We start from the raw sequence: 25000 nt of genomic DNA, 5'->3' as shown, positions 1-25000 counted from the left end.
CGCATACCCAAATGTGTTTTTTACCAGCGCTATTGGGATCCTCTTCGCGCCACGTCTTGACAGCCTCTGTGACTAGTCTTACGTTAATACTCATTCACATCGTGAAGGAGATGACGAAGACCGTGAGATTCATATTCATGAGCGAGGGCGAGACAGCCCCTGGCGCCTCGTACGAGCACCGTTACCGCGAACTGATCGACGAAGTGTTGCTGGCCGAGGAGGTGGGATTCGATGCGTTCGGCACCTCGGAACAGCACCTGGCCATCGGCACCGCCACCACCTCGGCACCTGAGGTTCTGTACCCGTATCTGATGGCACTGACCAGCAGAATCCGGTTCGTCCACCTGGTCACTTTGCTTCCGACGCGGATCAACCATGCCATCCGTGTCGCCGAGCGGCTCGCCACCCAGGACCTGCTGTCTCACGGTCGGGTGGAGCTGGGCGTCGGGCGGGGCAACACCACGCTTGCCTTGCGCGCGTTCGAGGTCTCGCCTGCCGAGAACAAGTCGCAGCAGCTCGAAGGCATCGAAGTGATCCGCCGCGCACTGCACGATGACGTCTTCTCCTTCGTCGGTGAACACTACAAGATCCCGCCCCGCAGCCTTGTGCCCAGAAGCATCCAAACGCCCTATCCCCCAATCCACATGGCGACCGGAAGTCCCGAATCTGTCCGAGCTGCAGCCGAACTGGGCGTCGGGGCGATCGTAGGTGGCTTCTACCTGGGCTTCGATTTCGTCGAGAACATGATCCGCCTCTACGACGAGGCGCTGGCTTCGGCGACGCACACCTATCCGCTGCAGGCCGAACGGCTCGTGGCGATCGGCGGAGGCATGCACTGCGCGGAAACCCGAGAGGAAGCCCGCACCTGGGCGCGCGGCCTGAAAGAAACGGTCGGCTTGTCCACTGACGCCTATGAACGGCTGTCGAAGCTCTCCAGCGATTACCAGTACATGGGCGCGGTGAAGCATCTGGACTTCAGCGACGAACAGTACATGTTCGAAGATTCGTCCGGCTTCATCGTCGGCGATCCCGATGACTGCATCGCCCAGGTCCAGCGTTTCGCCGATCTCGGTGTCGACTCTCTGGTCATGCGCATCGACGGCCTGCCGCACAAAGAGCTGATGAAGTCGATCGAGCTCTTCGGCAAGTACGTGATCCCCAAGTTCAAGAATCCGCGTGGCGTAGCGCGTACCCCGGAAGCCATCCTGGCCGACATCCGCGCTGCCCGTCCTGCCCATTACGCCGAACGAGAGGCATTCGAGGAGAAGATGAATCAGAAGCAGCCAGCAATCAGTGGCGTCGGCACGGGTGCGGGTGAGGCCTGATGAGCACCCTCAACGGCGATGACATCTTCTCGCGTTATCCCAAAGAGTTCCTGATCGAGCGCAAACCCAACGGGGTTCTGTTGATCACCCTCAACAGGCCTGAGCACCTCAACGCGCTGACCATGCCGATGTTCGAGATGATGGGTGACCTGCTGATCGACGCCGACCGCGACCCGCAGACGCGAGTGCTGGTGGTCACCGGCGCCGGTCGCGGGTTCTGCACGGGTATGGATGTCGCACAACCCGATCCATCGCTGGAGGATGCGATCGTGCTCATGGAGACCGAACGCCGGCGCATCATGGCCACGTTGAGCATGGACAAGCCGGTCATCTCGGCGATCAACGGTCCCGCCGTCGGCTGGGGTCTGTCACTGGGGTTGTTGGCCGACATCAGCATCGCCGCCGAGGACGCTGTTCTCATGGACGGGCACACCCGCGTCGGCGTGGTCGCCGGCGACCACTCGTCGTTGATCTGGCCGCTGCTCGTCGGCATGGCCAAAGCCAAGTACTACCAGCTCACCTCCGCCCGGCTGACCGGAATCGAAGCCGAACGCATCGGGCTGGTCAGTCTCGTGGAGCCCAAAGACAAGGTGCTCGAGCGCGCCCTGTCGATCGCCGATGACCTGGCGATGGGTTCGCAGCGGGCCATCCAGTGGACCAAGCGGTCATTGAACACCGGTTGGCTCACCAATGCCCTTCCGCAACAGGAGCTCTCCGCCGCATTGGAGACTCTGAACTTCGCGGGCGCCGACTATCTCGAGGCACGACAGGCGTTCCGGGAGAAGCGCCCAACGCGTTTTCCCTCCGCTCACGGCAATCAACCTGCACCGGCCCCGGAACCAGCCAACCAAGCATGACCGAGTTGTCCCTGTCTCGGATCCCGGGGGCGACATGGGCTGACCACGGCGGTGTCGTGGTCCTCACCATGGATCGGCCGCCCGCGAATGCGTTGGACCGCGCCCTCATTGTTGGCCTGGGCACGTTCTTCACCGAACTGGCAGCCCACGATGCACCTGCACCGGTGGTCCTCACCGGTGCAGGTGAACGGTTCTTCACCGCCGGCGGAGACATCAAGGAGTTGGAGGGCACCGGGCCCGCGGAGATCGAGGCGCGAATGCGTGACTTTCACGCGCTCCTCGTCGCCATGGATCAGTTCCCTCGGCCACTCATCGCGGCGGTCAACGGGCACTGTGTCGGGGGCGGAATGGAATTGGCGCTTTTTGCCGATGCTGTCCTGGCGACCCCGCACGCCAAGTTCGGCTTTCCGGAGATCAACCACGGCCTTCTACCGGCGGACAAGGGTCTGCAGCGGGCTGTACGCATCCTCGGTGCCCGCGCCGTGCGATCCATGGTGTTGTCGGGCAACTTGTTCTCCGCCGAAGAGGCCCTCGGTATCGGGTTGGTGGAACGCCTCGAGGATCCCGCCACACTGCTTGATTCGGCCATCGAGACAGCCCGCAGCGCCGCCGCAAAGGCACCGGTCCTTTACCGGGCACTGAAACGAAGCATCAACGATCCCGACGGCGGGCGAGATGAGCATTCATTGGCCAACACGATCAGCGCCGCGAAAGCCTACTTCGAAGATCCCGTCGCCGCGGGACTGCGCGCCGGCTGGAATCGGGACAAAGTCTCGGCCCGCCCCTCACTGACACATGGTTAACAGAATCAATCTCGCCGAGGACGAAGGCAGACGATGGTGGTAATGAAGGCGTCCAGCACGGGCACGACCAGTGACGGCAGCGCCGGCACTATTCCTGTCCTGCAGAGTATCCAGAACTTCGAGGCGTCGCCGCGAACGTTCAGTCAGATGTTGGTCGATCGGGCTGCGCGTGAACCCGACGCAGTCGCGTTCGCCTCCTTCCAGGACGGCATCGCCCGTCCGACGACGTGGGGCGAATACCTCCACGAAGTCCAGCAGGTCGCGATCGGACTTCACGAGTTCGGTGTCGGGGCGGGTGATCGAGTCGCAATCATGTCCTCGACCCGTCGCGAATGGGTCGTCGCCGCTCTGGCGATCCACAGCCTCGACGCGATCCTCGTCGGCGTGTACCCGACCAGTTCAGCGCCCGAGCTGGCACGAGTGCTCGAGATCAGCGAGGCGACAGCCATCTTCGTGGAGACCGACTCAGATCTACGCAAGCTCGCCGCGATTGCTTCGAACACGCCTCACCTTCGGATAGCGGTCGGCATCGACACCGTGCCGACCGAGCTCCCGGAATCCGTACGGGCCGCGGATTGGCGGTCTTTGCAGAAGTCGGGGCGCGCTCGCGCGGCCGCCGAGCCGGATCTGTTCGGCACTCTCGCCGAACGGGGCGAGGTTGACCATCCCGCGGTCCTGTTCTGGACGTCGGGGTCCACCGGAGATCCCAAAGGGGTGGTACACACCCATCGCACGCTGCAGTACTCGGTGCTCGGGTTCGCGATGGCCTACCCGGAGATCGGACGCGTGCCCCATGATTCCGTTGCGTTCCTGGGACTCTCACATGTTGCTCCAGCGCTGGTGAACGTGTTCGTGCCGATCATGACGAAGTTGGTCGTGACCTTCTGCACCATGGAACAGCGGCTGCCCGCACTCAAGAACGTCCGCCCCACCGCTATCGTGTGGCCACCGCGCATGTACGAGAAGTTGGCCGGCGAGCTCCTCGAGGAGCTGGCGATATCCGGGCCGCTGTTTCGAGCGCGGTACGCGGTGGCCATGACGATTGCCCGCGCCGTCTGGGCTCGACGACGGAGCGGAGAACGGCTTCCGCGGTATCTGGATGCGCTCTATCGACTCGGCCTGCGAACGGTCTTCCTGCCGCTACGGGCTACGTGCGGGATGCAACGAATCGATGTCAGCTGGACCTCATCGGGGGCGATGACGCCCGAGCTTGCGGCGCTGTGGCAGATGTGGGGTGTGGACTTGCGCGAGATGTACGGCACGACGGAAACTTGCGGTCCCGTTCTGGTGCAATGGGGCCGAACCTCGTTCCCTGCCGGCACCGTCGGCAGATCTCTGCCCGATCCTCGGTGGTCCGTCCGGATCAGCAAGGAAGGCGAGTTCCAGGTGAAGGGTCCTTGTCTTTTCACCGGTTACTGGCGTGACCCCGCAGCCACCGAAACTGCCCTGGATGACGGCTGGTACGGCAGTGGCGACCTCGTCGAAATCGCACCCGACGGAGACGTCACCATCATCGGCCGCATCAAGGACGTTCTGAAGACGAGCGGCGGGAAATCTGTCAGCCCGCAGCCCATCGAGGTGCGACTGAAGGCAAGCCCACTGGTGGACGAGGCGATCGTGGTGGGTGAGGGCCGCAAGTATCTGACGGCCTTGTTGAGTGTGAGCGAGGAAGCGAAGGCGATGCCTGCGCAGGAGCGGCATGCGGCTCTCGACGCCTGGATCGCGGAGGTCAACTCGGAACTGGCTCGACCCCTGCAGCTGAAGAACTTTCGGATCCTACCGCGCGCTCTGTCGGCTGACTTGGGCGAGCTCACGCTCAAAGCGACCATCAGACGCGGCAACATCCTCGCCTCGTTCGCCGACCTCATCGATGAGATGTATGAAGGTCACGAACAAGATCAGATCTCGGGTCACGCTCGCCTGTCCCGGCACGGCCATGGGTGACTCAGATTCGGCGGACGAGGTGCGGATCGAGCGGATGACCAGCGACGAGGTGGCGGCCGCAGTCGCGGGTGGTTCACGCACGGCGATCCTGCCGCTGGGGGCCGTCGAACAGCACGGCCCTCACCTGCCGCTGTCGATGGACGCCGACCATGCCGACGAACTCGCCGTTCGCCTTGCCCGTGCACTCGGGGATGCGCTGGTACTACCGACGGTCCGAGTCGGATACTCCCCTCATCACCTCGGTTTCCCGGGCACCCTGTCACTGCGACCGTCGACTCTGGAAGCCGTGTGCGAGGATTACGGAGCTCACCTGGCGGAGTCGGGCTTCGACACGCTCGTCCTGTTCTCCGCGCACATCGGGAACTACCCGGTGATGCGTGACTTCGAGGCACGCCTGGCCGCCAGATTGGCACCGCTGACGGTGATCGTCTTCCCCAGCAGCGAAGCGATCCTGGGAGCATGGCGTGACGCCGCTGAGGCATCCGGCCTCGGCGCTAACGTCGGCGGACATGCGGATATCGCGGAGACGTCGGTCATGCTCGTGTTGCATCCCGAGCGGGTGCGCTCCGACAGGCTGGAACCGGGCTATTCAGTCGACACCGATGACGCCTTTCTCGCCCGGGTGTTTGTTGAAGGCCTCAAGGTGTTCTCGCCCAACGGGATTCTCGGTAACCCCCTCGGAGCGAATACCGCTATCGGCACAACGTGCCTCGACTCGGTCACCGGGCTGATCGTCGACTACGTCCGAAGCCGGGGCGCCTAGGTTCGTCCCCGACGCCAGGACGGTTTCCTCAGCACACCAACCTGCGTTCACTCCCAAGAAGAGGAAAGATGAAAACCCTCAGCCAGGTCAGCTCCGGTGACCTCACCCACGACATGTCACGACTGCGCAGGCTCTACGGCCGCTACCCGACTGGCGTAGCCGCGATTTGCGCGTTACGCGATGGACAACCGGTGGGCATCGTCGCCACGTCATTCACCCCGGTGTCGATGGACCCCGCGCTGGTGTCGATCTGCGTGCAACACACATCGACAACGTGGCCCCAGCTGTCCCGAGACGGAAATCTCGGGATCTCCGTACTCGCCGAAGGGCACGCCGAGTTGTCTCGACAGCTCGCGGCCAAGAACGGCGATCGCTTCGCCGGGCTCACATGGTTTGCCAGCGACTCGTCGGGAGTTTTTCTCGCGGACGCAGCAGCATGGCTCGACTGCAGGATAAGTTCATCGATCACGGCAGGTGATCACGAGGTCGTCCTGCTGGAAGTCATCAGCGCCGCCGAAGACGACACCGTCTCGCCACTGATCTTCCACGACAGCCGTTTCCGAACCATGCTCGCTGATGACCACCACAAGTGACCGGAGTGTTCGCGGTCGCAGCAGCGCCGCCGACATGACCGAGCACAATCTGGCATGGAAGATCGCCGAAGTCGCCGCCGACCCCGTTGCGATTCCGGCCGAGACCCACGCCATGGTGATCAATCGCATCATCGACAACGCCGCCATATCGGCCGCTTCGGTGGGTCGGCACCTTGTGGCGGTCGCACGCGCTCAGGCCCGCGCACATCGAAACACGCCGGGAGCCGCACTTTTCGGGATCGAAGGAAGCTTCTCACCTGAGTGGGCGGCCTTCGCCAATGGTGTGGCCGTTCACGATCTCGAGTTCCACGACGCCTTCTTCGCCGGCCACCACGCACATCCCGGTGGCAACATCCCCGCCCTGGTGGCCGTAGCCCAACAAACCGGACTTCGTGGTACCGATCTGATTCGCGGCATTGCCACCGCGTATGAAGTGCAGATCAGCCTGGCCAGGGGAATGGCTGTGCACAACACCACAATCGATCACGGCGCGCATCTGGGTCCATCCCTGGCCGCAGGTCTGGGCACCATGCTGCAGTTGCCCCCCGAAACCATCTATGCCGCCATCGGTCACGCCGCGCACCTGACCGCCGTCCCCCGCCGGTCTTCTGGCCCGTCGCACTCCGGCTGGCAGTTCCACACATCCGCCTACACCGGCAAACTGGCGATCGAAGCTGTCGACCGCGCGATGCGTGGTGATGTTTCGCCAACCCCGATAGGCGAAGCTGAGAACGGCGTGGATGATCGGCTACACACCGGTTTCCAGCATATCGACAACGTGGTCCTACCCGATGTAGGTGAACCCAAGCGGGCCATCGTGGACAGCTACCCCAGAGAGCATTCCGCCGGCTACTTCGGCCAGGCTCCGATCGACCTGGCTCTCCGGATGCGGGAACGGATCAGCCACGTCAGCGAGATCGAGTCCATTGTCCTGCACACCAGTCACCACACCCATGTTCTGATGGGCACCGGCTCGGGCGATCCCCAGAAGTTCAACCCAGACGCACCGCGAAACGCCCTGAGCAACTCCGTCATGTACCTGTTCGCTGTCGCACTGCAGGACGGCGCCTGGCATCATGAACGGTCTTATGCGCCAGAACGTGCGCACCGCCCCGACACCATCGAGCTGTGGCACAAGATTTCCACGGCCGAAGGCTCCGGCCACCAATCGGCTGATCCCGCTGAGGCGGCCTTCGGCATCCGGGCTGAAATCACCATGCGCAGCGGCGAAGTGATCGATGATGAGCTTGCCCTGGCGGATGCACACCCGGAGGGTGCCCATCCGTTCGGGCGTAAGGACTACGTGGCGAAGTTCACCGAGCTCGCCGACGGGGTGATCGACCGGCGTGAGCAACAGCGATTCCTGGACGTCGTGACGTGTCTGAGCGACCTCAAGCGAGGTGCGCTGGGCATGCTGAACCCACTGGTGGACAAGCGAATCCTGGACGAAGCACCCACCACTTACGGGATCTACCGGTAGCGAGCAGATCGCAGCGTGGCGCTGGGTCAACTGACCCCGCGGCACGTCAGCGTCAGCGTCAGCGGCTGCGGCGCCGGCTGGGCTTGGCGTAACGCGCCTCCCGGGCAATCGCTTCGAGATCGTCCGCGTGATACATCTCGTCGACGAGGTCGCCGAACGCTGCGAGGATGGCCGCCCGCCGGATGGTGCCTTTGGCGGTGAGTTCGCCGGCCGCGATCGACAACTCTCGCGGTAGCACACGGTACTTCTTCAACTGATAGGGCCGCGCAAACTCGGCGTTGACCTCGCTGAGCCAAGCGGTCACTGCGTCGTCGCGTTGCCCTGCCGTCAGCTCTCCAGCGTCTCGGCTCAGACTCAGCAGTACTGACAGATACTTTCGTCCGTCGCCCACCACGATCGCCTCGTCGATGAGAGGACTGGCCTTGAGGCGCAACTCGATCGGCTGCGGGTTCACCATCTTGCCCCCGCTGGTCTTGAGGACATCTTTCAACCGGCCGATGATCTTCACCTCGCCGTCGGGGGCCAGCTCGACCAGATCGCCGGTGCAGTACCAGCCGTCCGACATGGCCGCCGAGGATGCCTCGGGGTTCTCCCAGTACCCCACGAACAGAGAGGGGCTGCGCAGCTGCAGCTCGCCTTGTTCGGAAACTCTCAGAGCCCAACGGGGATCCGGCAGGCACTTGCCGATGGTGCCCGGTTCAGGAAACGACCGATCCCATTGTGCCAGAACCGAACCGCACGTTTCAGTGGTGCCGAAGAGCTCGCGGAGGTCAAGACCCCACATGTGCCACAGAGCGGCCACGTCTGGGGTCATGCTTCCCGATGCCGTCCAGGTCACCTGGATGCGATCCATGCCCACCTTGGCCAACAGCGGCACGAACACGACCTTGCGGCTGAGCGCGCTCGCTGCCGCGAGGTACCAGGGCACAACACGGCCCTGCCAGCGCCGAGCACTGACCGCGCGTGCAACGCCCATCGCCGCGCGGTAGCCCAGCTGGAACACCGTCCCCGACTCCGACAGCGCCTCCAGCGCCTCAGCGGCGAGCTTTTCGTGCATTCGCGGTGGCCACAGCACCGCCGTCGGCCGTACACCGATCAGAGCGTCGAGGCGTTCGTCGATGCTGCAGTGGGTGATGACCAGTCGGGTCATGATGGGCGTGTAGACAGCGATGAGAGCCGGTGCCACGTGCGACAACCCGAGGAAGCCCACGAGATCGTGACGGGTGCGTCCCAGGTCGGGATAGGACATGGCGAAGCCGAGCACTGAGTACTGGATCGTCCGGTGGGTGTGCGTGACACCTTTGGGCGCACCCGTTGATCCCGAGGTGTAGAACAGGCCTGCGGGTTGATCGATGTCACCCGCGTCGACCAGGCCTTCGAAGAGCGTGGGATCCGCGGCAGCCTGCTGTCGGCCATTGGCCCGCAGTTCCTCCCACGTCTCTGCTGTGGCGTCTCCCGCCAGGCCGGACGGGCGTACGTCGAGCCCGATGGCCGCCCGCAGATGCGGAAGCTCAGGGGTCAGAGCCGCCAGTTTCTCCGCATCGTCGGCCGTTTCGACGATCATCGCCGTGGCCCTGCTGTTCGCCAGGACGTGCCGGACCTCCGAGAGGGAGCTGGTCTGGTGCACACCCACCGGAATGCCCCCGACGCTGAGGATTGCCTGCGCCGCGACCACCCACTCGTATCGGGTTCCGGACAGAATTGCCACGCGGTCACCCGGTGTGATGCCCCGCCGGTGCAAGCCCAGCGCCACCTCACGTACTTCGTCGAGATAGTCGCGCCAGGTGGTTTGACGAATCACACCGGCCGACCAGCTCTGAAATGCGACGGTGTCCGGCTCCGATCTGGCACGTTCGCACAGCATCTGCGGAAAAGTCCGATCGACGGCCTCGAAACCGGTCAAGGATGACAGCACCGGCCCCCCGTCACTGATCTCAGCACCCGACGGCATCGCCGCGGCATCATTACCCATCAGTCCAGTTCCTCAGTAGAGTTGTCCAGTTCACCGCCGGAGAACCGCACAGTCATCTGTCATTATCCGCCGGCTTTCTCACGGCCCGAGGGGCGTTCGCCTCACTGCGAATCTCCGTCCGCTGGCCCCGGAATGCCGGTCGCACTGCGGAGGCATTCCGAACTTCGGGATCATGGACTCGGTCACGACGGGCTCGCCGGCAATCGGCGGACTGCGGGCGTAAAAAAACCTGCAATGTGAACATTGATTAACCTAGAGTGGCTGGATGCGCTTTGTCAATCGTCAATCCGGAGCAATAGCTGGTGCTGGCCTGGAACGGTATAACAGCTGTTCAGGCGTAAGCGGGTGGCAACGGCCGCCAGCGGGGTTCCCCTCTTCCCACGATGGATCTCGAGCGGCGCCTTTAACGCTGATTACCCTGCTCTCCGACATGTTGATCTCATGGGCGATGCCGACCCGCACCGTCTCTTCCGGCACCTGCAGTGGATATCGTGATCGTCATGACTGAAGACCGACCCCGAGTCAAGGCGCCTCGCGCGAACGGCTCTCGGCGAGAGTTGCTGCTGAAGGTGGCGGCGGATCTGTTCATCGAGCACCCCTACGACTCGGTCACAGTAGAAATGCTGTGCGCCAAGGCAGGTATCTCTGCTCCCGGTCTCTATCGCCACTTCCAGAACAAACAGGCACTGCTCATCGCCGTCGTGGAGGACCCGATCGGGTCACTCCACGAGTTCGCTCGAAAGGCCGCCGAAGCAGATACCGACCCGCACGCGACGCTGATGGCCATGGTGGACTTCCACATTCGGAGCGTCTTGGAGGGGCCGCCGACTCCGCTCATCTTCCTCAAGAACGAGCACTCCTTTCCCGAGACCGACCGACGTCGCATTCGCCGGTCCATGAATCTCTATGCCGAGGAATGGATTTCGGTGGTGACGAGGCTTCGCCCGGACTTGTCCGATCCAGCGGTACGCCTCCTGACCCAGACGGTCTTCTCGATGCTGAATGCCGCTGCGACACTGCACAAGGGCCTCGACCACGAAACGATCGTCACCACGATGTCCACCGCGGCTTACAACGCGCTGACGGCGTCCACCCAGCCGCCAACGTAGTCCAGGCTATATCGGAAGCGAAACGAAGTACGGCTGGCTCACGGCCGCTGCTCCAGCCGTACACGGACCGCGGTCAGGTAGCGGGCCGCATCGGCACCGTCGACGAGTCGATGGTCGTATGTCAGCGACAGATACGCCATGGTCCGGGTGCGGATCAGCAGTGCACCGTCGCTGTCCCGCTCGGGTACCAGACGTTCGGTGGCAGCACCGATCCCGAGAATTGCAGACTGGGGCTGGTTGATGATGGGAGTGTCGAACAGCGCGCCGCGGCTGCCGGTGTTGGTAATCGTGAACGTGCCACCGCTCATGTCGTCGGGCCGTATCGAACCGTCACGCACGGCCGCGGCTGCGGCCGCAATGGCTGCGCCCGTCTCGACGACGTTCTTGTCCTGAGCATCGCGGATCACCGGCACCATCAGCCCCTTGGGGCTGTCCACCGCCACTCCCAGGTGCACCGAACCGTGGTAGGTCACCTCAGAACAGTCGGCGTTGACCGTTGCGTTGATGATGGGATGCTCGGCCAGCGCGTCCACCGCAGCCACCACAATGAACGGCAGGTACGACAGCCGGGAGCCGGTGTGTTCGAAGAACTCCTGTTTCATCATTGCGCGACGGGCGGCGATCATGGTCAGGTCCGCTTCGACGACAGTGGTCAATTGGGCCGCGGTTTGCAGTGATTCGACCATTCGGCGCGCGATCGTCCGGCGAATCCGCGGCAGTTTCTCCACCCGGTCACCCTCACCGCCGGTGTCTGTCTGCGCTGTCGGCGTCGGGCACGCAGGGGTGGTGATCGCCGTGTCCACAGCGGCCGGCGCCGACGAGGATTCGGATTCGGGAAGAGGTGGTGCCGGCGCCTCCGGACTGGGGCTCGCCGGTGCGGCGACCCCGAGCCTCGCGACGACGGCGCCCACCGCCACCACGGCGTCCTCGGGTTCGATGACCTCGACCAGGACACCGGCGGCCGGAGCCGGGATCTCGGTGTCCACCTTGTCGGTGGAGACTTCGAATAGTGGTTCGTCGAACTCCACGGAATCACCCACCGCCTTGAGCCAGCGCGTGATCGTCGCCTCGGTGACGGCCTCGCCCAGGCTGGGCAGTGGCACGGCGATTGCGTTTTCTGCCGCAGTCATGTCAGACCTTTCCCACGAGATCGAGTGCTGCACCGACAATGCTGTCGGTGTCGATGCCGTGATAGCGATACACGTCTTCCAGGGAGCCGACCTGACCGAACCGACTCACCCCCAACTGAGTTCCCGGTACACCGTTGATGGCCGGAAGGAACGCCAAGGTGTGCGGGTGACCGTCGAGGACGCTGAGCAGCGGTGCAGCGCGGCCGGCCGGGAAGAGCTGATCCAGAATCCAGGTAGGCCCGTCGCCACGTCCCTGTCGGGCCCGCAGCGCCTCGAACAAGAGTCCCGGACTGCTGACGCAGACGACATCGGCGTCGACGCCGTACTGCGTCAGGCGCTCGGCGGCGGCCAGCGTCTCGGTCATCACCGCGCCCATCCCGACCAGCGTCAACCCGGGGCTGGCGGCCCTGCGCAGCACGTAACCCCCGGCCAGGACGTGGCGGCGGCGCCGCTCCCGTCCGGCGGAGTCGACGGGCACGGCGGCCAGCAACTGGTCCACCGGCCGCGTGGACAACCGGATGTAGGCCGATGTGCCGTCGGGACGGCCGAGGCGTCCGATACACGACAGCAGTGTCCATTCGACATCGATGGCGAAGGCCGGCTCGTAACTGACACAGCCGGGCTGCTCGAAACCGATGGAAGGCGTCTTGATCGACTGGTGGGCACCGCCTTCAGCGGCCAACGTGACGCCGGACGGGGTGCCGACCAGAATCGATTGTCCGCCGGCATAGATCCCGTACGACCACGGTTCCAGCGCACGCTCGACGAACGGGTCATACATCACGCCGATGGGTAGCAACGGCTGTCCCCATCGGCTCCACGTCGCGCCGAGCTCGCCCATGAGCCCGACGAGATTGGTTTCCGCGATGCCGAGTTCCATGTGTTGTCCGGTCGGCTTCTCCCGCCAGTGCATGATGGTCTCGGGGTCGTCGTCGAACCAGTTGCGCCGCTCGCTCGGTGACCAGACGCCGACCTTGTTCAGCCAACCGGCCAGGTTCGTCGTCGAGCTGACATCGGGGCTGACGGTCACCACCCGTTTGGCTGCTTCCGGAGCTTGGCGGCTCAGATCGAGCAGCGCGCGACCGAGCGCGGCCTGAGTGGTCGCCGTACCCGACGGGGTGCGCCCCAGATCTCCCGGTATGGGCGGTGGGCTCATCAGCTGCACCGGTTCGCGTTTGAGGCGCTGCGCCGTCTGCGTGCAGAGCTGGCCGGCGGCGGTGCCCGGGTCGAATCGTGGCCAGGGATCGTCGACGTCGATCCCCAGCTCCGTGGCCAGCTGCTCGTACTGCTCCGTCGTGAGCAACGAGGAGTGATTCTGTGGATGCCCCTGAGTGGGCAGCCCACGCCCCTTGATGGTGTACGCGATGATGGCCGTCGGGCGGGTGTCGTCGATCTGCGCGTACGCCGCACGTAGCGCTGAAAGATCGTGGCCGCCGAGATTGCGTATCGCCTGGAGTAGTTCTGCATCATCCAGCTCGGCCACCAGCGCCGCGATCACCGGCGCGTCAGGGCCCGAACCCGGCAGTCGTTGGCGGAGTTCTTCTGCCGCGCAACGCAAGAGGCGTTGGTACTCGGGATTGGTCATATCGAGGATCCGAGTGCGCAGGGCGGCACCACCCGGACGGGTGAACAGCGATTCCAGCAAGGAGCCGAACTTCACCGTGATCACCTGCCAACCCGCTGCGGTGAACATGGCTTCCAATCGTCCGGCGGCGATGTTCGGCACCACCCGGTCCAGCGACTGCCGATTCAGGTCGATGATCCAGACGATTTCGCCAAGGTCTGCCACCGCAGGGTCGAGGATCGCCTCCCAGACCGCGCCTTCATCCAGTTCGGCATCGCCAACCAGCGAATACTGCCGCCCCGTGCCGACGGCGCTGATCTGGGTGTCGACATAACGGCGCGCGATCGCACCCCAGATCGGCGCGGTGGCACCGATTCCCACCGATCCGGTTGAGTAGTCGACCGGATCCGGGTCTTTGGTACGGCTCGGATAGGACTGCAGTCCGCCGAACTCACGAAGGCGGGGCAGATACGACGCATCGAGTTCACCGATGAGGTAGTTGATGCCGTGCAAGACCGGTGAGGCGTGCGGTTTGACCGAAACCCGGTCGCCAGGCTGCAACTGATCGAACCACAGGGAGGTCATGATCGACACCATGGAAGCACTGGACGCTTGGTGGCCGCCAACCTTCAAGCCACTGGTGTTGGGGCGAATTCGGTTGGCATGGTGAATGATCGCCGTGGACAACCACAACACCCGCTGCTCGATCTCGTGCAGCGCAATGTGGGGAGTGTCGACATGGTGGGCAGTGCTGTGCACTGCGGCGTTGCCGGGCATTGGGCATCCTTGTCAGTGAGCGTCGTGTGTGACAGGAACAGCTGCACTGGACTCAGATCATGAGTCTGCGACCGCGTTGTGGCGAGGGTTCCCTGGGTGAGGGCGCCCCGACGGCGTGGTGGAGTGTTGCCACCCGAGGTACCGGTCCGCATGTGCAAAAGACCACCGTCAGTGGACCACCAGCCCCCTCTGTGCGCAAGAGGCGGCCCTTCTGAGATGCAATCTGCTCACCATCGGTTGCGCGAAGCTCATCGGGCTGGGCATTGTGACCAACAGACCGCGCGTCGACGCGATCGATGCCAGGATCATCAAGGCGCTCAGCGTTACCCGCTCGCTGCTCTCGTCGTGAACCCGGGTGACTCAGCGCAAGCTCCCCCAGATCGCCGACACCCTCGAGAAAAATCCCGAAGTGATCGAAGTCCACGGGCTGGGGTGCTCGACGGCCTCATTCCCCGCACCGGGAGTTGGGCGATTTGCCCACCGGGTGCGCCGGATGCGCAGTTGCACTGGGCAGAATGCGCGATGTCGGGGACACCCATTGTGCGACAGGTTCACAACGGTGTTGACTGAGTGGCACTCCTCCCCCGATACGGGCTCATGCCATCAGAGGACAACGAGGAGTCGAAGAAGTTCACTGCGCCTGCACTTTCGGTAGCCGGTCCCAAGAGAATTCGACCCCGAGGAGGGACGCCGCGATGAACGCCAATGGGCACTCAGCGCAACGAGCGTCGATGAGTTACGAACCGTTGACGCCCACCGCATACCTCGATCGCGCGGCCAGCTGTCATGGGGACCGTCTGGCGGTGGTGGACGGTGAGCAGAGGTGGACCTACGAACAACTGCACCAACGGTCGGCGAAGCTGGCCGGTGGGCTGGCGCAGCTGTCGTCGGGACGGCCGGTCGCCGTACTGGCACCCAACTCGCATGTTCTGCTGGAGTCGCATTTCGGTGTGCCCTGGTCCGGTTCACCCCTGATCGCCCTCAACACCCGCCTCTCGGCACCCGAGATTGCCTACATGTTGGGTCATTCAGAGGCGTCCGTGCTGATCTACGATCCTGTCTTCGCGGACGTCGTCGAGCAGGTGCGGGCGCAGATGAGCGCTCCGCCGATCCTGGTGCAGGCTGACGACGATCCACACGGTGACTACGAGCAGATGTTGTCGGCGGCCTCCCCGCTGCGCCGCACGCCCACCGACGAGCTGGCCCTGTTGTCAGTGAACTACACCTCGGGGACAACGGGAAAACCCAAGGGAGTGATGTACTCTCACCGAGGCGCCTACCTTCAAGCGTTGGCGATGGTCGGGCATACCGGTCTGTCCCCATCGGCGGTCTACCTCTGGACCCTTCCGATGTTCCACTGCAACGGGTGGTGTTTCCCTTGGGCAGTCACAGCAGCGGCCGCGACACATGTGTGCTTGCGCAAGGTCGACCCCTCGGAAATCTGGCGACTGATCCGACAGCAGGGGGTGACCCACCTCAACGGCGCCCCGACGGTGCTGTCCATGCTCGCCCACGCGCCCGAGGCCGACACCATCGAGGGCACACCCGTTCGGATAGCGACCGGCGGTGCGCCGCCCTCGCCGGCGATCCTGCGCCGGATGTCGGCACTCGGATTCGACGTCACGCATCTGTACGGGCTGACCGAAACCTACGGACCGGCGGCCATCTGCGATTGGCGCCCGGAGTGGGACGAACTCGATCTGGAAGCGCGCGCAAAGATCAAAGCGCGTCAGGGCGTGGCGAACATGATCTCCTGCGAAATTCGTGTGCTCGCCGACGACGGCACCGACGTGCCCTCTGACGGCGTGAGCACCGGCGAGATCGCGCTGCGCGGGAACAACGTGATGCTCGGATATCTGCATGACCCGGCAGCCACCGAAGCGTCGGCCCCCGACGGCTGGTTCAGAACCGGCGACCTGGGCGTGCGCCATCCCGACGGATACATCGAACTGCGCGATCGCAGTAAAGACGTCATCATTTCCGGCGGAGAGAACATCGCCTCGGTGGAGGTCGAGCAAGCGATCATGGAGCACCCTGCCGTCCTGGAAGTTGCGGTGATCGCGGTACCGGACGCCCAGTGGGGCGAAGTACCGGCCGCCCACGTCGCACTCAAACCTGGCTGTGAAGCGACCGCCGAGGACATCATCGATCACGTCCGAGCCACCATCGCGCGGTTCAAGGCACCCAAGCACGTGATATTCGGTGAGCTACCAAAAACCTCCACCGGGAAAACACAGAAGTACCTGCTCCGCGAACGCGCCTGGCAAGGTCAGGACAAGCGCGTCCAGTGAACTTCGCAACGATCCGGCCCTCACGACCGGTTGCCGTTCGCAGGCATGACAATTCGTCGGCAGGCCCGAGGCCGGACCGTCCGACCGAGACTGGGACGTCACCGTCACGACGCGCAGTGCCGCGACAGAAGGTACCTCACCATGGTCACAACGACTGAGCACCAGATTGCGTGGGACCTCGCCGATGCTCTGAACCCGCATCTGACCGTCGAGGAGCGCGCCCTGGTGTACATGAACCTGGGCAGCGCGCACCACTCGGCAGCAATTCACCGCCTTCTTCACGTCGCTGTGCGTGGCCAGGTTGCACTTGCGCCCTCGATACTCGACCGACTGCACCTGTGGTGCCGCATCTCCCGGCGCGAGGACGAGTATGCGCCGGTGCTCTCGCGACTACGGCAGGGGCCATCGACCTCGTCGCCGGAGCCCCTCCGACCCGGTAGCCTCAGTCGCGATATGCGCTGATGAGTCCCTAGAGCCGCAACGCGTCGGCGATCAAGGCCGCCTGCGCGATCACCGCGTCCTGCCACGGCTGCAGGAGGTGCGCGGGCGAGGCATCGAAACTCTGGCCGAACGGGTCGGTCACTCCAGTCTCGTGCCCGGTCAACGCTTCCAGCACCGCCAGCCCGCAGAACGGCACGTGCACCGGCGAATAGCCGCCTTCGTGGGAGAAGACGATCTTGCCGCCGCACACGTCCTCGGCCAGTGCGACCAGAAGCGCGGCCATGTCCTTGAAGCCACCCGAGGTGACGGTCATGCAGCCGAGCGGGTCGACGGGGCTGGGGTCGAATCCGCTGGAGACGAAGATGATGTCGGGCCGGAACGCCGTCACGGCCGGGACGGCGACTCGTTCGATCGTCGCCAGGTAGGCGCCGTTGCCGGAGCCGGCCGGCAGGGGGACGTTGATGTTGGTGCCGACGCCGGTGTCGGTGACGGCTCCGGTGTCCTGCGGGAACAGCCGGTCCTGGTGCAGAGAGATGGTCAGGACATCGGGGTCGTCCCAGTAGATGGATTCGGCGCCGTTGCCGTGGTGGACGTCGTAGTCGACGATCGCGACGCGCTGCACGCCGAGGTGCGCACGCACGTATTCGATTGCGACACAGACGTTGCTGAAGATACAGAAGCCCATACCGGTGTCGCGGCGGGCGTGGTGGCCGGGTGGGCGCACCAACGCGTAGGCATTGTCTGCGGCGCCGGTGAGGACGGCCTCCGCGGCGGCGATGGTGCCTCCGGCCGCCAGGCGGGCGATGTCGTAGGACCCGGGCCCGAACGGGGTGAAGCCGTCTCCCCCGTCGCCGCCACGGTCAGCGCTCTCGCGTTCGATGCGGTCGATGTAGTCGGCGTCGTGCACCCGCAGCAGATCCTCACGTGATGCCATACGCGGTTTGACCCGGACCAGTTCGTCGATCATCCCCGAGACCTCGACCAGCCCGGCCATCCGGGATTTCGACTCGGCGCTCTCGAAGGTCATGTGCGGCTGGTTGAAGCCGCCGGCCGGGAAGATGCCGACGTGGGTGCCGGTGTCATGCCAGGCGTAGCGTTCATGCCAGATGTAGCCGGTGCGTCGTTGAGAAGTCACTGGACACCCACCTTGTCGGAAGCCTGCAGGGAATCGAAAAGCTCATCGACGCGCCGCTTTTCGTCGGCGCTCGACGGCATGGCGTACGACACGGCGATGTAGACGACGAAGTTGACGGCCAGGGCGGCCACCCCGGAGGTCATGCCGCCGAGCACCGGAATGGCGATCGGGTACATCACCTGCAGCACACAGGCCGTGCCGAAGCCGAGGACCATCGCTGCGGCTGCGGCAGCGGCATTGCCGCGGCGCCAGAAGATCCCGAGGAACACCGTCGGCGCCAACTGCACGATGCCCTGATACGACACCTGCGCCAGCGCCACCATGCCCGCCGACAGCGCGTCCGTCGTCGCCACCGCGACCGCACCGGCCAGCAGCGTCAACACTCCGACGGAGACCTTGCCCCAGCGGGGATCCTCGACGCGGGTACCGCGGGCCACGCCCACCACGTCGTTGGCGATCTGCGCCCCCAGGGCTTGCAGGTTCGCCCCGACATTGCCCATGGTCGCCGCGAGCACGCACACCCCGGCCAGCGTCAAGATGATTGGCCCGCCGATCGAGGCCGTCAGGAACCACACTTCGTCGGGGGCGTCGGCCACGCCGGGATACGTCGAGGCAGCCATGGCCAACAGGCACAGCGAGGAACCGAAGATCAGCAACAGCGGTGAGGCCATCACCGCGGCGCGTTTGATGGTGTGGGTGCTGTTGGAGGCGAACAGCCGCACGAAGATGTCCGGCCAGCACCACCCGCCGAGTGCGCCCGTGGCGATCAGCGAGAAGAGATACAGCGGGCCGTCGACGCTGCCGGGCCCGGGCAGGGTGAAGAACGCGGGGTCGACCTCGCCGAAGCCGTGGCCGTTGGTCAGCAGCCAGGTGAGCAGGCCGAGGATCAGCACGGTGCCGAACAGGTAGGCGACGATGCCCTGCACGAAGTCGCTGATGACCAGGCCGCGGGCACCCAGGCGCACCGTCCACCATTGCCGCGCCACCAGGACGCCGATGCCGATGAACGCCGCCCCCGCCGCCGGCACCGCGCCGAAGGACAGATATTCGAACACCAGGGTCAGCGACTGCATGCCGAGCACTATCCAGGGGAACGAGGCGATGACACCGATGATGGCGGCGATCACCCGCACCGCGGTGGAGCCGTAGCGCAGGCCCAGCAGGTCGGCCTGGGTGCGCAGGTCGAAACGGCGGCCCCATTCGTGCACCGGCTTGGCCAGCAGGAACATCAGCACTACGGCCAGAATCGAGTACGCCACGAAGTAGAAGCCGATGGCGCCCGCGCTGGCGGCGTAGCCGGCGAAAGCGATGAAAATCGTGCCGGGCAACCAGGTGTTGACAAACGCCATGGCCGAGAACATGGGGCCGAAAGACCGCCCGGCCGTGGCATATTCGCTGAAGTCGGCGCTGCCTTTGGTGCGTTGCAGGACAACCAATAGCACGATGAGGAAGACCGCGACGCCGCCGTAGCCGATGAGGATCTCCATGTCAGTCCTCCCCGGCTGAACTGTCGGCGCGGTACATGATCAGCAGCGAAATCACGCCGATCAACCCGGTGATGAGGAAGAACCACACCCCGTTCTGGCCGAGGTACCACGTCAGCGGCGGGAACAGCAGGATCACGAAGTTCAGGACGGCAAGGGCGACCACGATGGTCGCGTTTCTGCGTTTCGCGGGGCGTGGGGCCTCGGTGGGCATCAGCGTCTCCATTCATGCCGGAACGTTCCGGCACAGTTGAGACTCGTGCCACACCCGGGGGCTTGTCAAGGGGTGAGCGGCAATTTACGAGCTGGTTACGATGGCCGCATGGCAGCGCGACGGGTGACGATCGTGGAGATCGCCCAGCATGTCGGGCTGTCGAAGACGACGGTCTCCGACGCGTTGCACGGCGGCGGCCGGGTGTCACCGGCCACCGCGGCGAGGGTGGCCGCCGCCGCCCGCGAGCTCGGCTACGTGACCAACCGTGCCGCCCGCCAGTTGCGCGGTCGCAGCGTCGGCGCGTTCGGGATCTACATCCCGCCGATCGCGAGGAACTTCAACTTCTACATGGAGTTCGCGTTCGGCGCGGCGCACGGGTCGGCCGAGCACGACGCCGATCTGACACTGTTCGCCCGTGATGCCGATGTGGGGCCGCGGCACTTTCAGGTCGACGGCGTGCTGGCGGTCGATCCCCTGCCGGGCGATCCGATGCTCGAGCGTCTTGTCGACGCCGGCATCCCGATGGTGACGGCCGGTCGGCCACCGGAGGCATTGGCCGATGCGGTGTCGGCGGTGATCGAAGCCCCGCACAGCGACCTGGCCCGCCTCGTTCTCGACCACTTACGCCAAAGTGGCTACCGCAGGCCGGCTTTCGTTGGATCGGATCGGCAGTTCTACTCGTCCTGGGCCGACGATGTGAGGCAGAGCTATCTGGACTGGTGCGCAGCGCATTCGGTGGAGCCGTCCGCCTTCGACTGCCCGCTGGGTGCGACGTTGGAGGAGCTGGGTGCGGCGGTGCGGTCAGCCGTCGCTCCCTCGGACGTCGACGCCCTGGTCTGCGCGCCGCAGAGCTTCGCAGGGCGGTCCATCGGCATCCTGCAGTCGCTGGGCAGGCACGTCGGCCCCGAGTTCGGTCTGGCCTCGTTGAGTAGTGATCCCACAACGGAATTGGGGAATCAGCGGATCACGGCGGTGGATCTCGCGCCGTGGACCTTCGGGCGGGAAGCGGTCAACCTGCTGGCTGCGGTGACCGCCGGTGAGTCGCGGCCCTACCTCAACCGGTTCGAGAAGGTCAGCATCCGGAAAGCCGGTGAACAGACCGGGGAGTCTTGGGAGTCGTTGTCGGCGTGACAACTGAGGGCGAAGCGCATCCGCTTTGGAACCATGGGTGCGAGTGCCCGCGTCTGTGCGACTTTTTCGCGACAACCATAAATCTGGGCGTGATTTCACCCCGGTGCGTGACTAGTCGTCACGTTCACTGCCATCCCAGTCCTTGTTGAACCCGTTCAGGTGGGGGTGGTACATCTCGTCGCCGGTGTGCTGCGTGAACTCGACCTTGAGCCAGGTTCGGCTCAAGTCGAGTGTTTCGACCAGGAGGTCGATGAGTTGTTGTGCCAGTGATGCTCTGGTCTCGACTGGACGTCCGCGACGGATATCGCACATGACCAGAGCAGACGGTGTGGGCTCACCATCTTCATGGCACCGCCACACGCTCCCCTCGCCCAGGTCATGAATCGACACGGTCAGCAGATCCGCGTTGACCTGCATCGTGGTGGCGTAAATGGCCCCGACATTGCGGGCCAAATCGCGCTTGACGTCTGGGGCGACCTCGAGGGGCAGATCAATCTGGATGGAGGGCATCGCTATCTTCCTTTCGGGTCTGCGGAGGCGCTTTCGATCAAGGATGCAGTGGCGAACAGGGTCGCCTCATTGCCACGACTGGCGATCAGCTGCACGCCGAAGGGCAGGCCTTCGATGGCCCCTCCCGGAATGCTGACCGCGGGGCTGCCCGTCAGATTCCACGGGCTGGTGAGTGACAGCAACGCGGCGCGGGTATCGACGTGCGCCCCGCCGATCTCTGTTGTTGTCTGATGCAGTAGCGGCGCGGTGATGGGGGTGGTGGGAAGTGCCAGCACGCCGAACTCATCGAGGGCGAGTTCGACCGCCGTCCGGAAACGTTCCCGTGCTCGCTGCGCGTCCGCATACGCGCTGCCGGACACGTTCTGGCCCACTCGGAGGCGGGCGACCACTCCGGGGTCGATCAGATGCTCGTCGGCGTCGAGGTGATCACGATGGACCTCATAGGCCTCCCTCGCCTGCAGCGCGGTGAAGATCGAAAACAGCTCTCCTGGTCGGTGATCGCTGACTGTGGATGTGGCTTCTGCCATGCTGATACCGGCGTTGTTGATGAGGTTGCGCACCGATGTGGTGATCGCCGTGTCGGTGGGGGCAATGGCGTCGGGATCGATCCAACCGATGCGGTGGAGCGGCCCGGTAGCCGTCAGCGTTGTGCCGCACAGGGTCTCGTAGAAGATCTGCGTGTCGGCGACCGTGCTCCCGAACAGACCCACGTGATCGAGACTCGGCGCCAGGGGATGAACGCCCTTGGCGGAGAGCACGTCGAACGCCGGCTTGAAGCCGATGATTCCGCACAGCGCCGCCGGGACGCGCACCGAGCCGGCGGTATCGGTCCCCAAGCTCAGCGGGACCATGCGCGAAGCAACAGCGACGGCACTGCCTCCGCTGCTTCCGCCGGACACACGCAGGTGGTCATGCGGGTTCCGCGAGGCCCCATGCGCTGATCTGTCGCCCGTCGCGCCGAATGCGAACTCGTGGAGCACAGTCTTTCCCACGATCACGGCTCCTGAGCGACGGAGGTCGCCGATGACCTCGGCATCGGTTTCGGCCCGGGCCGTTCCGAACGAGGAGTCCGACCCACACGTGGTCGGGAGTCCGGCCATGTCGAACAGATCTTTGACGGCGACCGGAATGCCCTGCAGCGGGCCGTGATCGATACCGGCGGTGAATTCTCGGTCCGCGATCACGGCGGCCTCGTGGGCTCCGTCGTCGTCGACCAACACGAAGGCACCCAACTCCGGGTCCGTTTCGTGGATGCGTTGCAGGGCGTCGTCGGTGACTCCCACCGATGAGATCTGGCCGGCCCGTAGCGCCGCGCCCAAGCGAATTGCGGATGACAGCGGGAAGTTCACAGCACTCCATTTGCGATGAGTGAAAGCGGCGGTACGACAACAAGTGTGGTGATGGCCATGGAGGCAACATTGCCGAGGTAGGGATGGCACCATTGCGGGGCCCGGTGTGAGATGCGCGCGGCGAGGGGCGGCCCGAGCAGCGCACCGAGGACAACAGCGGCAAGGATGGCGACGGGGTTCCATCCGAGGCTGAGCACGGCAGCCGGGGCCACAGACACGATCGGGACAAAAGTGGGATAGAAGCCGTCGCGCTTCCACCGCCCACGCCACACCACCACGGCGATCAGGGCCGTAACAACCTGAGCAGCGAGGATAGGGAGCAGCAATCCTGTCCCGTAGGCCACCACGCTCGGAACGGTGAGCCAAGCGACCACGGCGCCCGCGATCACCCCGGCGCCCGCCCATTCGCTTCCGAAGAACTGCGCCTCGGAAAAGTCCGCCAAGGCTCGCCGCAGGGTCCAGAGCGTGCCATACCGGGCTTGGCCGCTGGGTGAATCGGGCGAGTCGGCGGTGCGCCATGCCCACGGAGACGGCATCCACGGGAGATGACTACACAGCAGGAATGCCGGTAGGGCCGCAAGTGCCATGGCGCCAGTCACGCCGATCACCGGCGGGAGGGCAAGGGGCGCACACACCAGATTCACCAGCACCAACGCAAGCGGTGGAGCGATGATCGCCCCCAGCCCCGCTGCGGTGGCGACAACCTTTGTCGTCGGCCCATAAGTGACGACGACCGCGGGGGCGATGGAAGCTATGGGTATAAACAGCGGCTGCCAAAGCCCCTCCGCGAGCGTCCATCCCCAGATCAGGTTGCTGAGCACCAGGCTCACCACCGCCGCGACGGTGACTGCCGGCCAGAGTCCGGTGCCGCAGGCTTGAGTGAACCCTTGGATTCTCCATCGCCGCGTGTGTGCGATGTGGCCGAACCAGCCGCCGACAAGTAGGCCCACTCCCGCATAGGTGACGACCGAGAACTGGGGTTCCGAGATCGACTGCAGGGTCCATCCGACAAATGACGGCACATCAAGCGGATTACCGCGCCACTGAGGAGCACTCGCGGTCCATACGGCGGCCGCGATCAGCGCGGCACTCGACAGTACGAATGCGGGTATCTGCAGTTTCCGGGTGCGGGTGTGTGCGGCGCGGGTGCGGGACGACGCGATGGGAGTCGTCACGGTGGTCACCGAGGGAGCGGCGCAGCGCCGCGGTAGCCCAGCAATTGGTCGTACAGATCTGTACGTCGGTCGCGGTGGAGATCGTTGAGCTGGTTCCAGATTGGTGCGGTGCGCGAGGCCGTCAGATCGACGTCGGCGTAGATGATGGTGTCTTCGTCCGGGCCTGCGATGCGATCGATCGGCCATCCGTTGGTGCCGGCAATCAGCGAGTTGCCCATGAATCCGGCTCCCCGCTCCTGGCCGATACGATCGGCCGTCGCGATGAAAACGTTGTTCACGTGGGCGGCGGTGATCGTCAGGTGCGCGGCCATGCACACGCCACTGGCGTCGTACAGCGGCGGCGGCGTCCACACCCATCCGGTGGGGATGCAGATGATGTCGGCCCCCATCTGCGCAACGATCCGCGCCGTTTCCGGGAACCAGATGTCCCAGCAGACCAGCAGCCCGATTCTCCCGATCGGCGTATCGAAGACGACGTAGCCCTCATTCCCCGGTGTGAACCACAGTTTTTCCGTGTTCCACAGGTGGGTCTTGCGGTAGCGACCGATATAGCCCGACGGCCCGACGAGGACGGCCGTGTCGAACAACCTGTCACCGTCGCGTTCAGCAACGCAGGCGACCAGGTACAGGTCGCGCTCGCGGGCGAGTCGGGACAGCAGCTCGACCGTCGGGCCGTCGGGCACGGATTCCGCGTGGGCGAAGGCCTCTTCGCGGGTGTTGAAAACGTAACCCGTGGTGGCCAATTCGGGCAGGACAATCAGGCCGGCACCGTTGTCAGCGGCCCGCCCGATTCTCTCGGTCACCGCGTCAGCGTTTCGCTGGAGGTTCTCGACGCCAACCTTCGGTTCGAACTGCACAACTGCGACCTTCACCGGGCTGACCCGGTTGTCGGTGCTGTCAGCGATCTGCGCCATTACGATTCCCCTATCCGGTTGCATTTTGCAACCAGATAG

General features: G+C 64.7%; 21 protein-coding genes. 11 read left to right on the top strand and 10 right to left on the bottom strand.

Annotated features, from left to right (window positions below):
* Window positions 1-110 precede the first annotated feature (110 nt).
* The 7 genes from AC3A6P_RS01690 to AC3A6P_RS01660 all read left to right on the top strand — a co-directional run bounded on the left by AC3A6P_RS01690 (window position 111) and on the right by AC3A6P_RS01660 (window position 7765).
* Complete coding sequence (locus AC3A6P_RS01690; protein ID WP_487688125.1) at window positions 111-1325, top strand: LLM class flavin-dependent oxidoreductase; 1215 nt, start codon at window positions 111-113, stop codon at window positions 1323-1325.
* Window positions 1325-2182: an enoyl-CoA hydratase-related protein gene (locus AC3A6P_RS01685; protein ID WP_487687542.1), complete on the top strand. Its 858-nt coding sequence runs from the start codon at window positions 1325-1327 to the stop codon at window positions 2180-2182. Before AC3A6P_RS01690 ends, AC3A6P_RS01685 begins: the two co-directional genes overlap by 1 nt.
* Complete coding sequence (locus AC3A6P_RS01680; protein ID WP_487687541.1) at window positions 2179-2985, top strand: enoyl-CoA hydratase/isomerase family protein; 807 nt, start codon at window positions 2179-2181, stop codon at window positions 2983-2985. Before AC3A6P_RS01685 ends, AC3A6P_RS01680 begins: the two co-directional genes overlap by 4 nt.
* Before the next feature lie 42 nt (window positions 2986-3027).
* The gene (locus AC3A6P_RS01675; RefSeq protein ID WP_487687538.1) at window positions 3028-4929 is read left to right on the top strand and encodes an AMP-dependent synthetase/ligase; all 1902 of its coding nucleotides are present in this window, start codon (window positions 3028-3030) and stop codon (window positions 4927-4929) included.
* The gene (locus AC3A6P_RS01670; RefSeq protein WP_487687535.1) at window positions 4922-5692 is read left to right on the top strand and encodes a creatininase family protein; all 771 of its coding nucleotides are present in this window, start codon (window positions 4922-4924) and stop codon (window positions 5690-5692) included. Before AC3A6P_RS01675 ends, AC3A6P_RS01670 begins: the two co-directional genes overlap by 8 nt.
* A 68-nt stretch (window positions 5693-5760) precedes the next feature.
* Complete coding sequence (locus tag AC3A6P_RS01665; protein ID WP_487687532.1) at window positions 5761-6285, top strand: flavin reductase family protein; 525 nt, start codon at window positions 5761-5763, stop codon at window positions 6283-6285.
* Window positions 6269-7765 (top strand): MmgE/PrpD family protein, encoded by a 1497-nt coding sequence (locus AC3A6P_RS01660; protein WP_487687529.1) that lies wholly within the window; start codon window positions 6269-6271, stop codon window positions 7763-7765. The genes AC3A6P_RS01665 and AC3A6P_RS01660 overlap by 17 nt, the downstream gene beginning before the upstream one ends.
* Window positions 7766-7823: 58 nt before the next feature.
* Here AC3A6P_RS01660 and AC3A6P_RS01655 read toward each other — a convergent pair whose 3' ends face one another.
* A complete protein-coding gene (locus AC3A6P_RS01655; protein ID WP_487687527.1) occupies window positions 7824-9737 on the bottom strand; it encodes an AMP-dependent synthetase/ligase in 1914 nt (637 codons plus the stop codon).
* A 482-nt stretch (window positions 9738-10219) separates the two neighbouring features.
* On the opposite strand from AC3A6P_RS01655, the gene AC3A6P_RS01650 reads away from it, so the two are divergent.
* The gene (locus AC3A6P_RS01650; protein ID WP_487687525.1) at window positions 10220-10846 is read left to right on the top strand and encodes a TetR/AcrR family transcriptional regulator; all 627 of its coding nucleotides are present in this window, start codon (window positions 10220-10222) and stop codon (window positions 10844-10846) included.
* Window positions 10847-10884: 38 nt separating this feature from the next.
* Here the strand turns inward: AC3A6P_RS01650 and AC3A6P_RS01645 are convergent, their stop codons facing one another.
* Together AC3A6P_RS01645 and AC3A6P_RS01640 are read right to left on the bottom strand one after the other, a co-directional pair.
* On the bottom strand, window positions 10885-11976 hold the full coding sequence (locus AC3A6P_RS01645; RefSeq protein ID WP_487687522.1) for a 2-oxo acid dehydrogenase subunit E2: 1092 nt from the start codon (window positions 11974-11976) through the stop codon (window positions 10885-10887).
* 1 nt (window position 11977) lies between these two features.
* Window positions 11978-14317: a transketolase-like TK C-terminal-containing protein gene (locus AC3A6P_RS01640; protein WP_487687520.1), complete on the bottom strand. Its 2340-nt coding sequence runs from the start codon at window positions 14315-14317 to the stop codon at window positions 11978-11980.
* A gap of 731 nt (window positions 14318-15048) precedes the next feature.
* Between AC3A6P_RS01640 and AC3A6P_RS01635 the strand changes: the two genes are divergently transcribed.
* Together AC3A6P_RS01635 and AC3A6P_RS01630 are read left to right on the top strand one after the other, a co-directional pair.
* Window positions 15049-16608: an AMP-binding protein gene (locus AC3A6P_RS01635; protein ID WP_487687517.1), complete on the top strand. Its 1560-nt coding sequence runs from the start codon at window positions 15049-15051 to the stop codon at window positions 16606-16608.
* Window positions 16609-16749: 141 nt separating this feature from the next.
* A complete protein-coding gene (locus AC3A6P_RS01630; RefSeq protein ID WP_487687515.1) occupies window positions 16750-17070 on the top strand; it encodes a hypothetical protein in 321 nt (106 codons plus the stop codon).
* 7 nt (window positions 17071-17077) lie between these two features.
* Here the strand turns inward: AC3A6P_RS01630 and AC3A6P_RS01625 are convergent, their stop codons facing one another.
* Genes AC3A6P_RS01625 through AC3A6P_RS01615 form a run of 3 tightly spaced genes read right to left on the bottom strand, consistent with a single transcriptional unit; the run spans window position 17078 to window position 19882 of the window.
* On the bottom strand, window positions 17078-18184 hold the full coding sequence (locus tag AC3A6P_RS01625; RefSeq protein WP_487687513.1) for a class II histone deacetylase: 1107 nt from the start codon (window positions 18182-18184) through the stop codon (window positions 17078-17080).
* Window positions 18181-19671 (bottom strand): sodium:solute symporter family protein, encoded by a 1491-nt coding sequence (locus tag AC3A6P_RS01620; protein ID WP_487687511.1) that lies wholly within the window; start codon window positions 19669-19671, stop codon window positions 18181-18183. Before AC3A6P_RS01620 ends, AC3A6P_RS01625 begins: the two co-directional genes overlap by 4 nt.
* 1 nt (window position 19672) lies before the next feature.
* Window positions 19673-19882: a hypothetical protein gene (locus tag AC3A6P_RS01615; RefSeq protein ID WP_487687508.1), complete on the bottom strand. Its 210-nt coding sequence runs from the start codon at window positions 19880-19882 to the stop codon at window positions 19673-19675.
* 108 nt (window positions 19883-19990) lie between these two features.
* On the opposite strand from AC3A6P_RS01615, the gene AC3A6P_RS01610 reads away from it, so the two are divergent.
* Window positions 19991-21013: a LacI family DNA-binding transcriptional regulator gene (locus AC3A6P_RS01610; RefSeq protein WP_487687505.1), complete on the top strand. Its 1023-nt coding sequence runs from the start codon at window positions 19991-19993 to the stop codon at window positions 21011-21013.
* 111 nt (window positions 21014-21124) lie between these two features.
* Here AC3A6P_RS01610 and AC3A6P_RS01605 read toward each other — a convergent pair whose 3' ends face one another.
* The 4 genes from AC3A6P_RS01605 to AC3A6P_RS01590 are packed head-to-tail and all read right to left on the bottom strand — an operon-like array spanning window position 21125 to window position 24961.
* On the bottom strand, window positions 21125-21523 hold the full coding sequence (locus AC3A6P_RS01605) for a tautomerase (protein ID WP_487687502.1): 399 nt from the start codon (window positions 21521-21523) through the stop codon (window positions 21125-21127).
* 2 nt (window positions 21524-21525) lie between these two features.
* Window positions 21526-22872: an amidase gene (locus AC3A6P_RS01600; RefSeq protein WP_487687500.1), complete on the bottom strand. Its 1347-nt coding sequence runs from the start codon at window positions 22870-22872 to the stop codon at window positions 21526-21528.
* Window positions 22869-24047, bottom strand: a complete 1179-nt coding sequence (locus tag AC3A6P_RS01595) for a hypothetical protein (RefSeq protein ID WP_487687498.1) — start codon at window positions 24045-24047, stop codon at window positions 22869-22871. The genes AC3A6P_RS01600 and AC3A6P_RS01595 overlap by 4 nt, the downstream gene beginning before the upstream one ends.
* A 5-nt stretch (window positions 24048-24052) precedes the next feature.
* A complete protein-coding gene (locus AC3A6P_RS01590; protein WP_487687496.1) occupies window positions 24053-24961 on the bottom strand; it encodes a nitrilase family protein in 909 nt (302 codons plus the stop codon).
* Window positions 24962-25000 lie beyond the last annotated feature (39 nt).

The sequence above is a fragment of the Mycobacterium sp. Soil_C_30 genome (assembly GCF_057656995.1).
The sequence above is the reverse complement of the archived record's forward strand: the minus strand, read 5'-3'. Positions and strand labels throughout refer to the sequence as shown.

Coding starts and splice junctions, on each gene's coding strand:
- AC3A6P_RS01680 (WP_487687541.1), top strand. CDS start 2,179: ATGACCGAGTTGTCCCTGTCTCGGATCCCGGGGGCGACATGGGCTGAC.
- AC3A6P_RS01685 (WP_487687542.1), top strand. CDS start 1,325: ATGAGCACCCTCAACGGCGATGACATCTTCTCGCGTTATCCCAAAGAG.
- AC3A6P_RS01655 (WP_487687527.1), bottom strand. CDS start 9,737: ATGGGTAATGATGCCGCGGCGATGCCGTCGGGTGCTGAGATCAGTGAC.
- AC3A6P_RS01675 (WP_487687538.1), top strand. CDS start 3,028: ATGAAGGCGTCCAGCACGGGCACGACCAGTGACGGCAGCGCCGGCACT.
- AC3A6P_RS01645 (WP_487687522.1), bottom strand. CDS start 11,976: ATGACTGCGGCAGAAAACGCAATCGCCGTGCCACTGCCCAGCCTGGGC.
- AC3A6P_RS01630 (WP_487687515.1), top strand. CDS start 16,750: ATGGTCACAACGACTGAGCACCAGATTGCGTGGGACCTCGCCGATGCT.
- AC3A6P_RS01620 (WP_487687511.1), bottom strand. CDS start 19,671: ATGGAGATCCTCATCGGCTACGGCGGCGTCGCGGTCTTCCTCATCGTG.
- AC3A6P_RS01665 (WP_487687532.1), top strand. CDS start 5,761: ATGAAAACCCTCAGCCAGGTCAGCTCCGGTGACCTCACCCACGACATG.
- AC3A6P_RS01660 (WP_487687529.1), top strand. CDS start 6,269: ATGACCACCACAAGTGACCGGAGTGTTCGCGGTCGCAGCAGCGCCGCC.
- AC3A6P_RS01640 (WP_487687520.1), bottom strand. CDS start 14,317: ATGCCCGGCAACGCCGCAGTGCACAGCACTGCCCACCATGTCGACACT.
- AC3A6P_RS01615 (WP_487687508.1), bottom strand. CDS start 19,882: ATGCCCACCGAGGCCCCACGCCCCGCGAAACGCAGAAACGCGACCATC.
- AC3A6P_RS01605 (WP_487687502.1), bottom strand. CDS start 21,523: ATGCCCTCCATCCAGATTGATCTGCCCCTCGAGGTCGCCCCAGACGTC.
- AC3A6P_RS01590 (WP_487687496.1), bottom strand. CDS start 24,961: ATGGCGCAGATCGCTGACAGCACCGACAACCGGGTCAGCCCGGTGAAG.
- AC3A6P_RS01635 (WP_487687517.1), top strand. CDS start 15,049: ATGAGTTACGAACCGTTGACGCCCACCGCATACCTCGATCGCGCGGCC.
- AC3A6P_RS01690 (WP_487688125.1), top strand. CDS start 111: ATGACGAAGACCGTGAGATTCATATTCATGAGCGAGGGCGAGACAGCC.
- AC3A6P_RS01610 (WP_487687505.1), top strand. CDS start 19,991: ATGGCAGCGCGACGGGTGACGATCGTGGAGATCGCCCAGCATGTCGGG.
- AC3A6P_RS01670 (WP_487687535.1), top strand. CDS start 4,922: ATGGGTGACTCAGATTCGGCGGACGAGGTGCGGATCGAGCGGATGACC.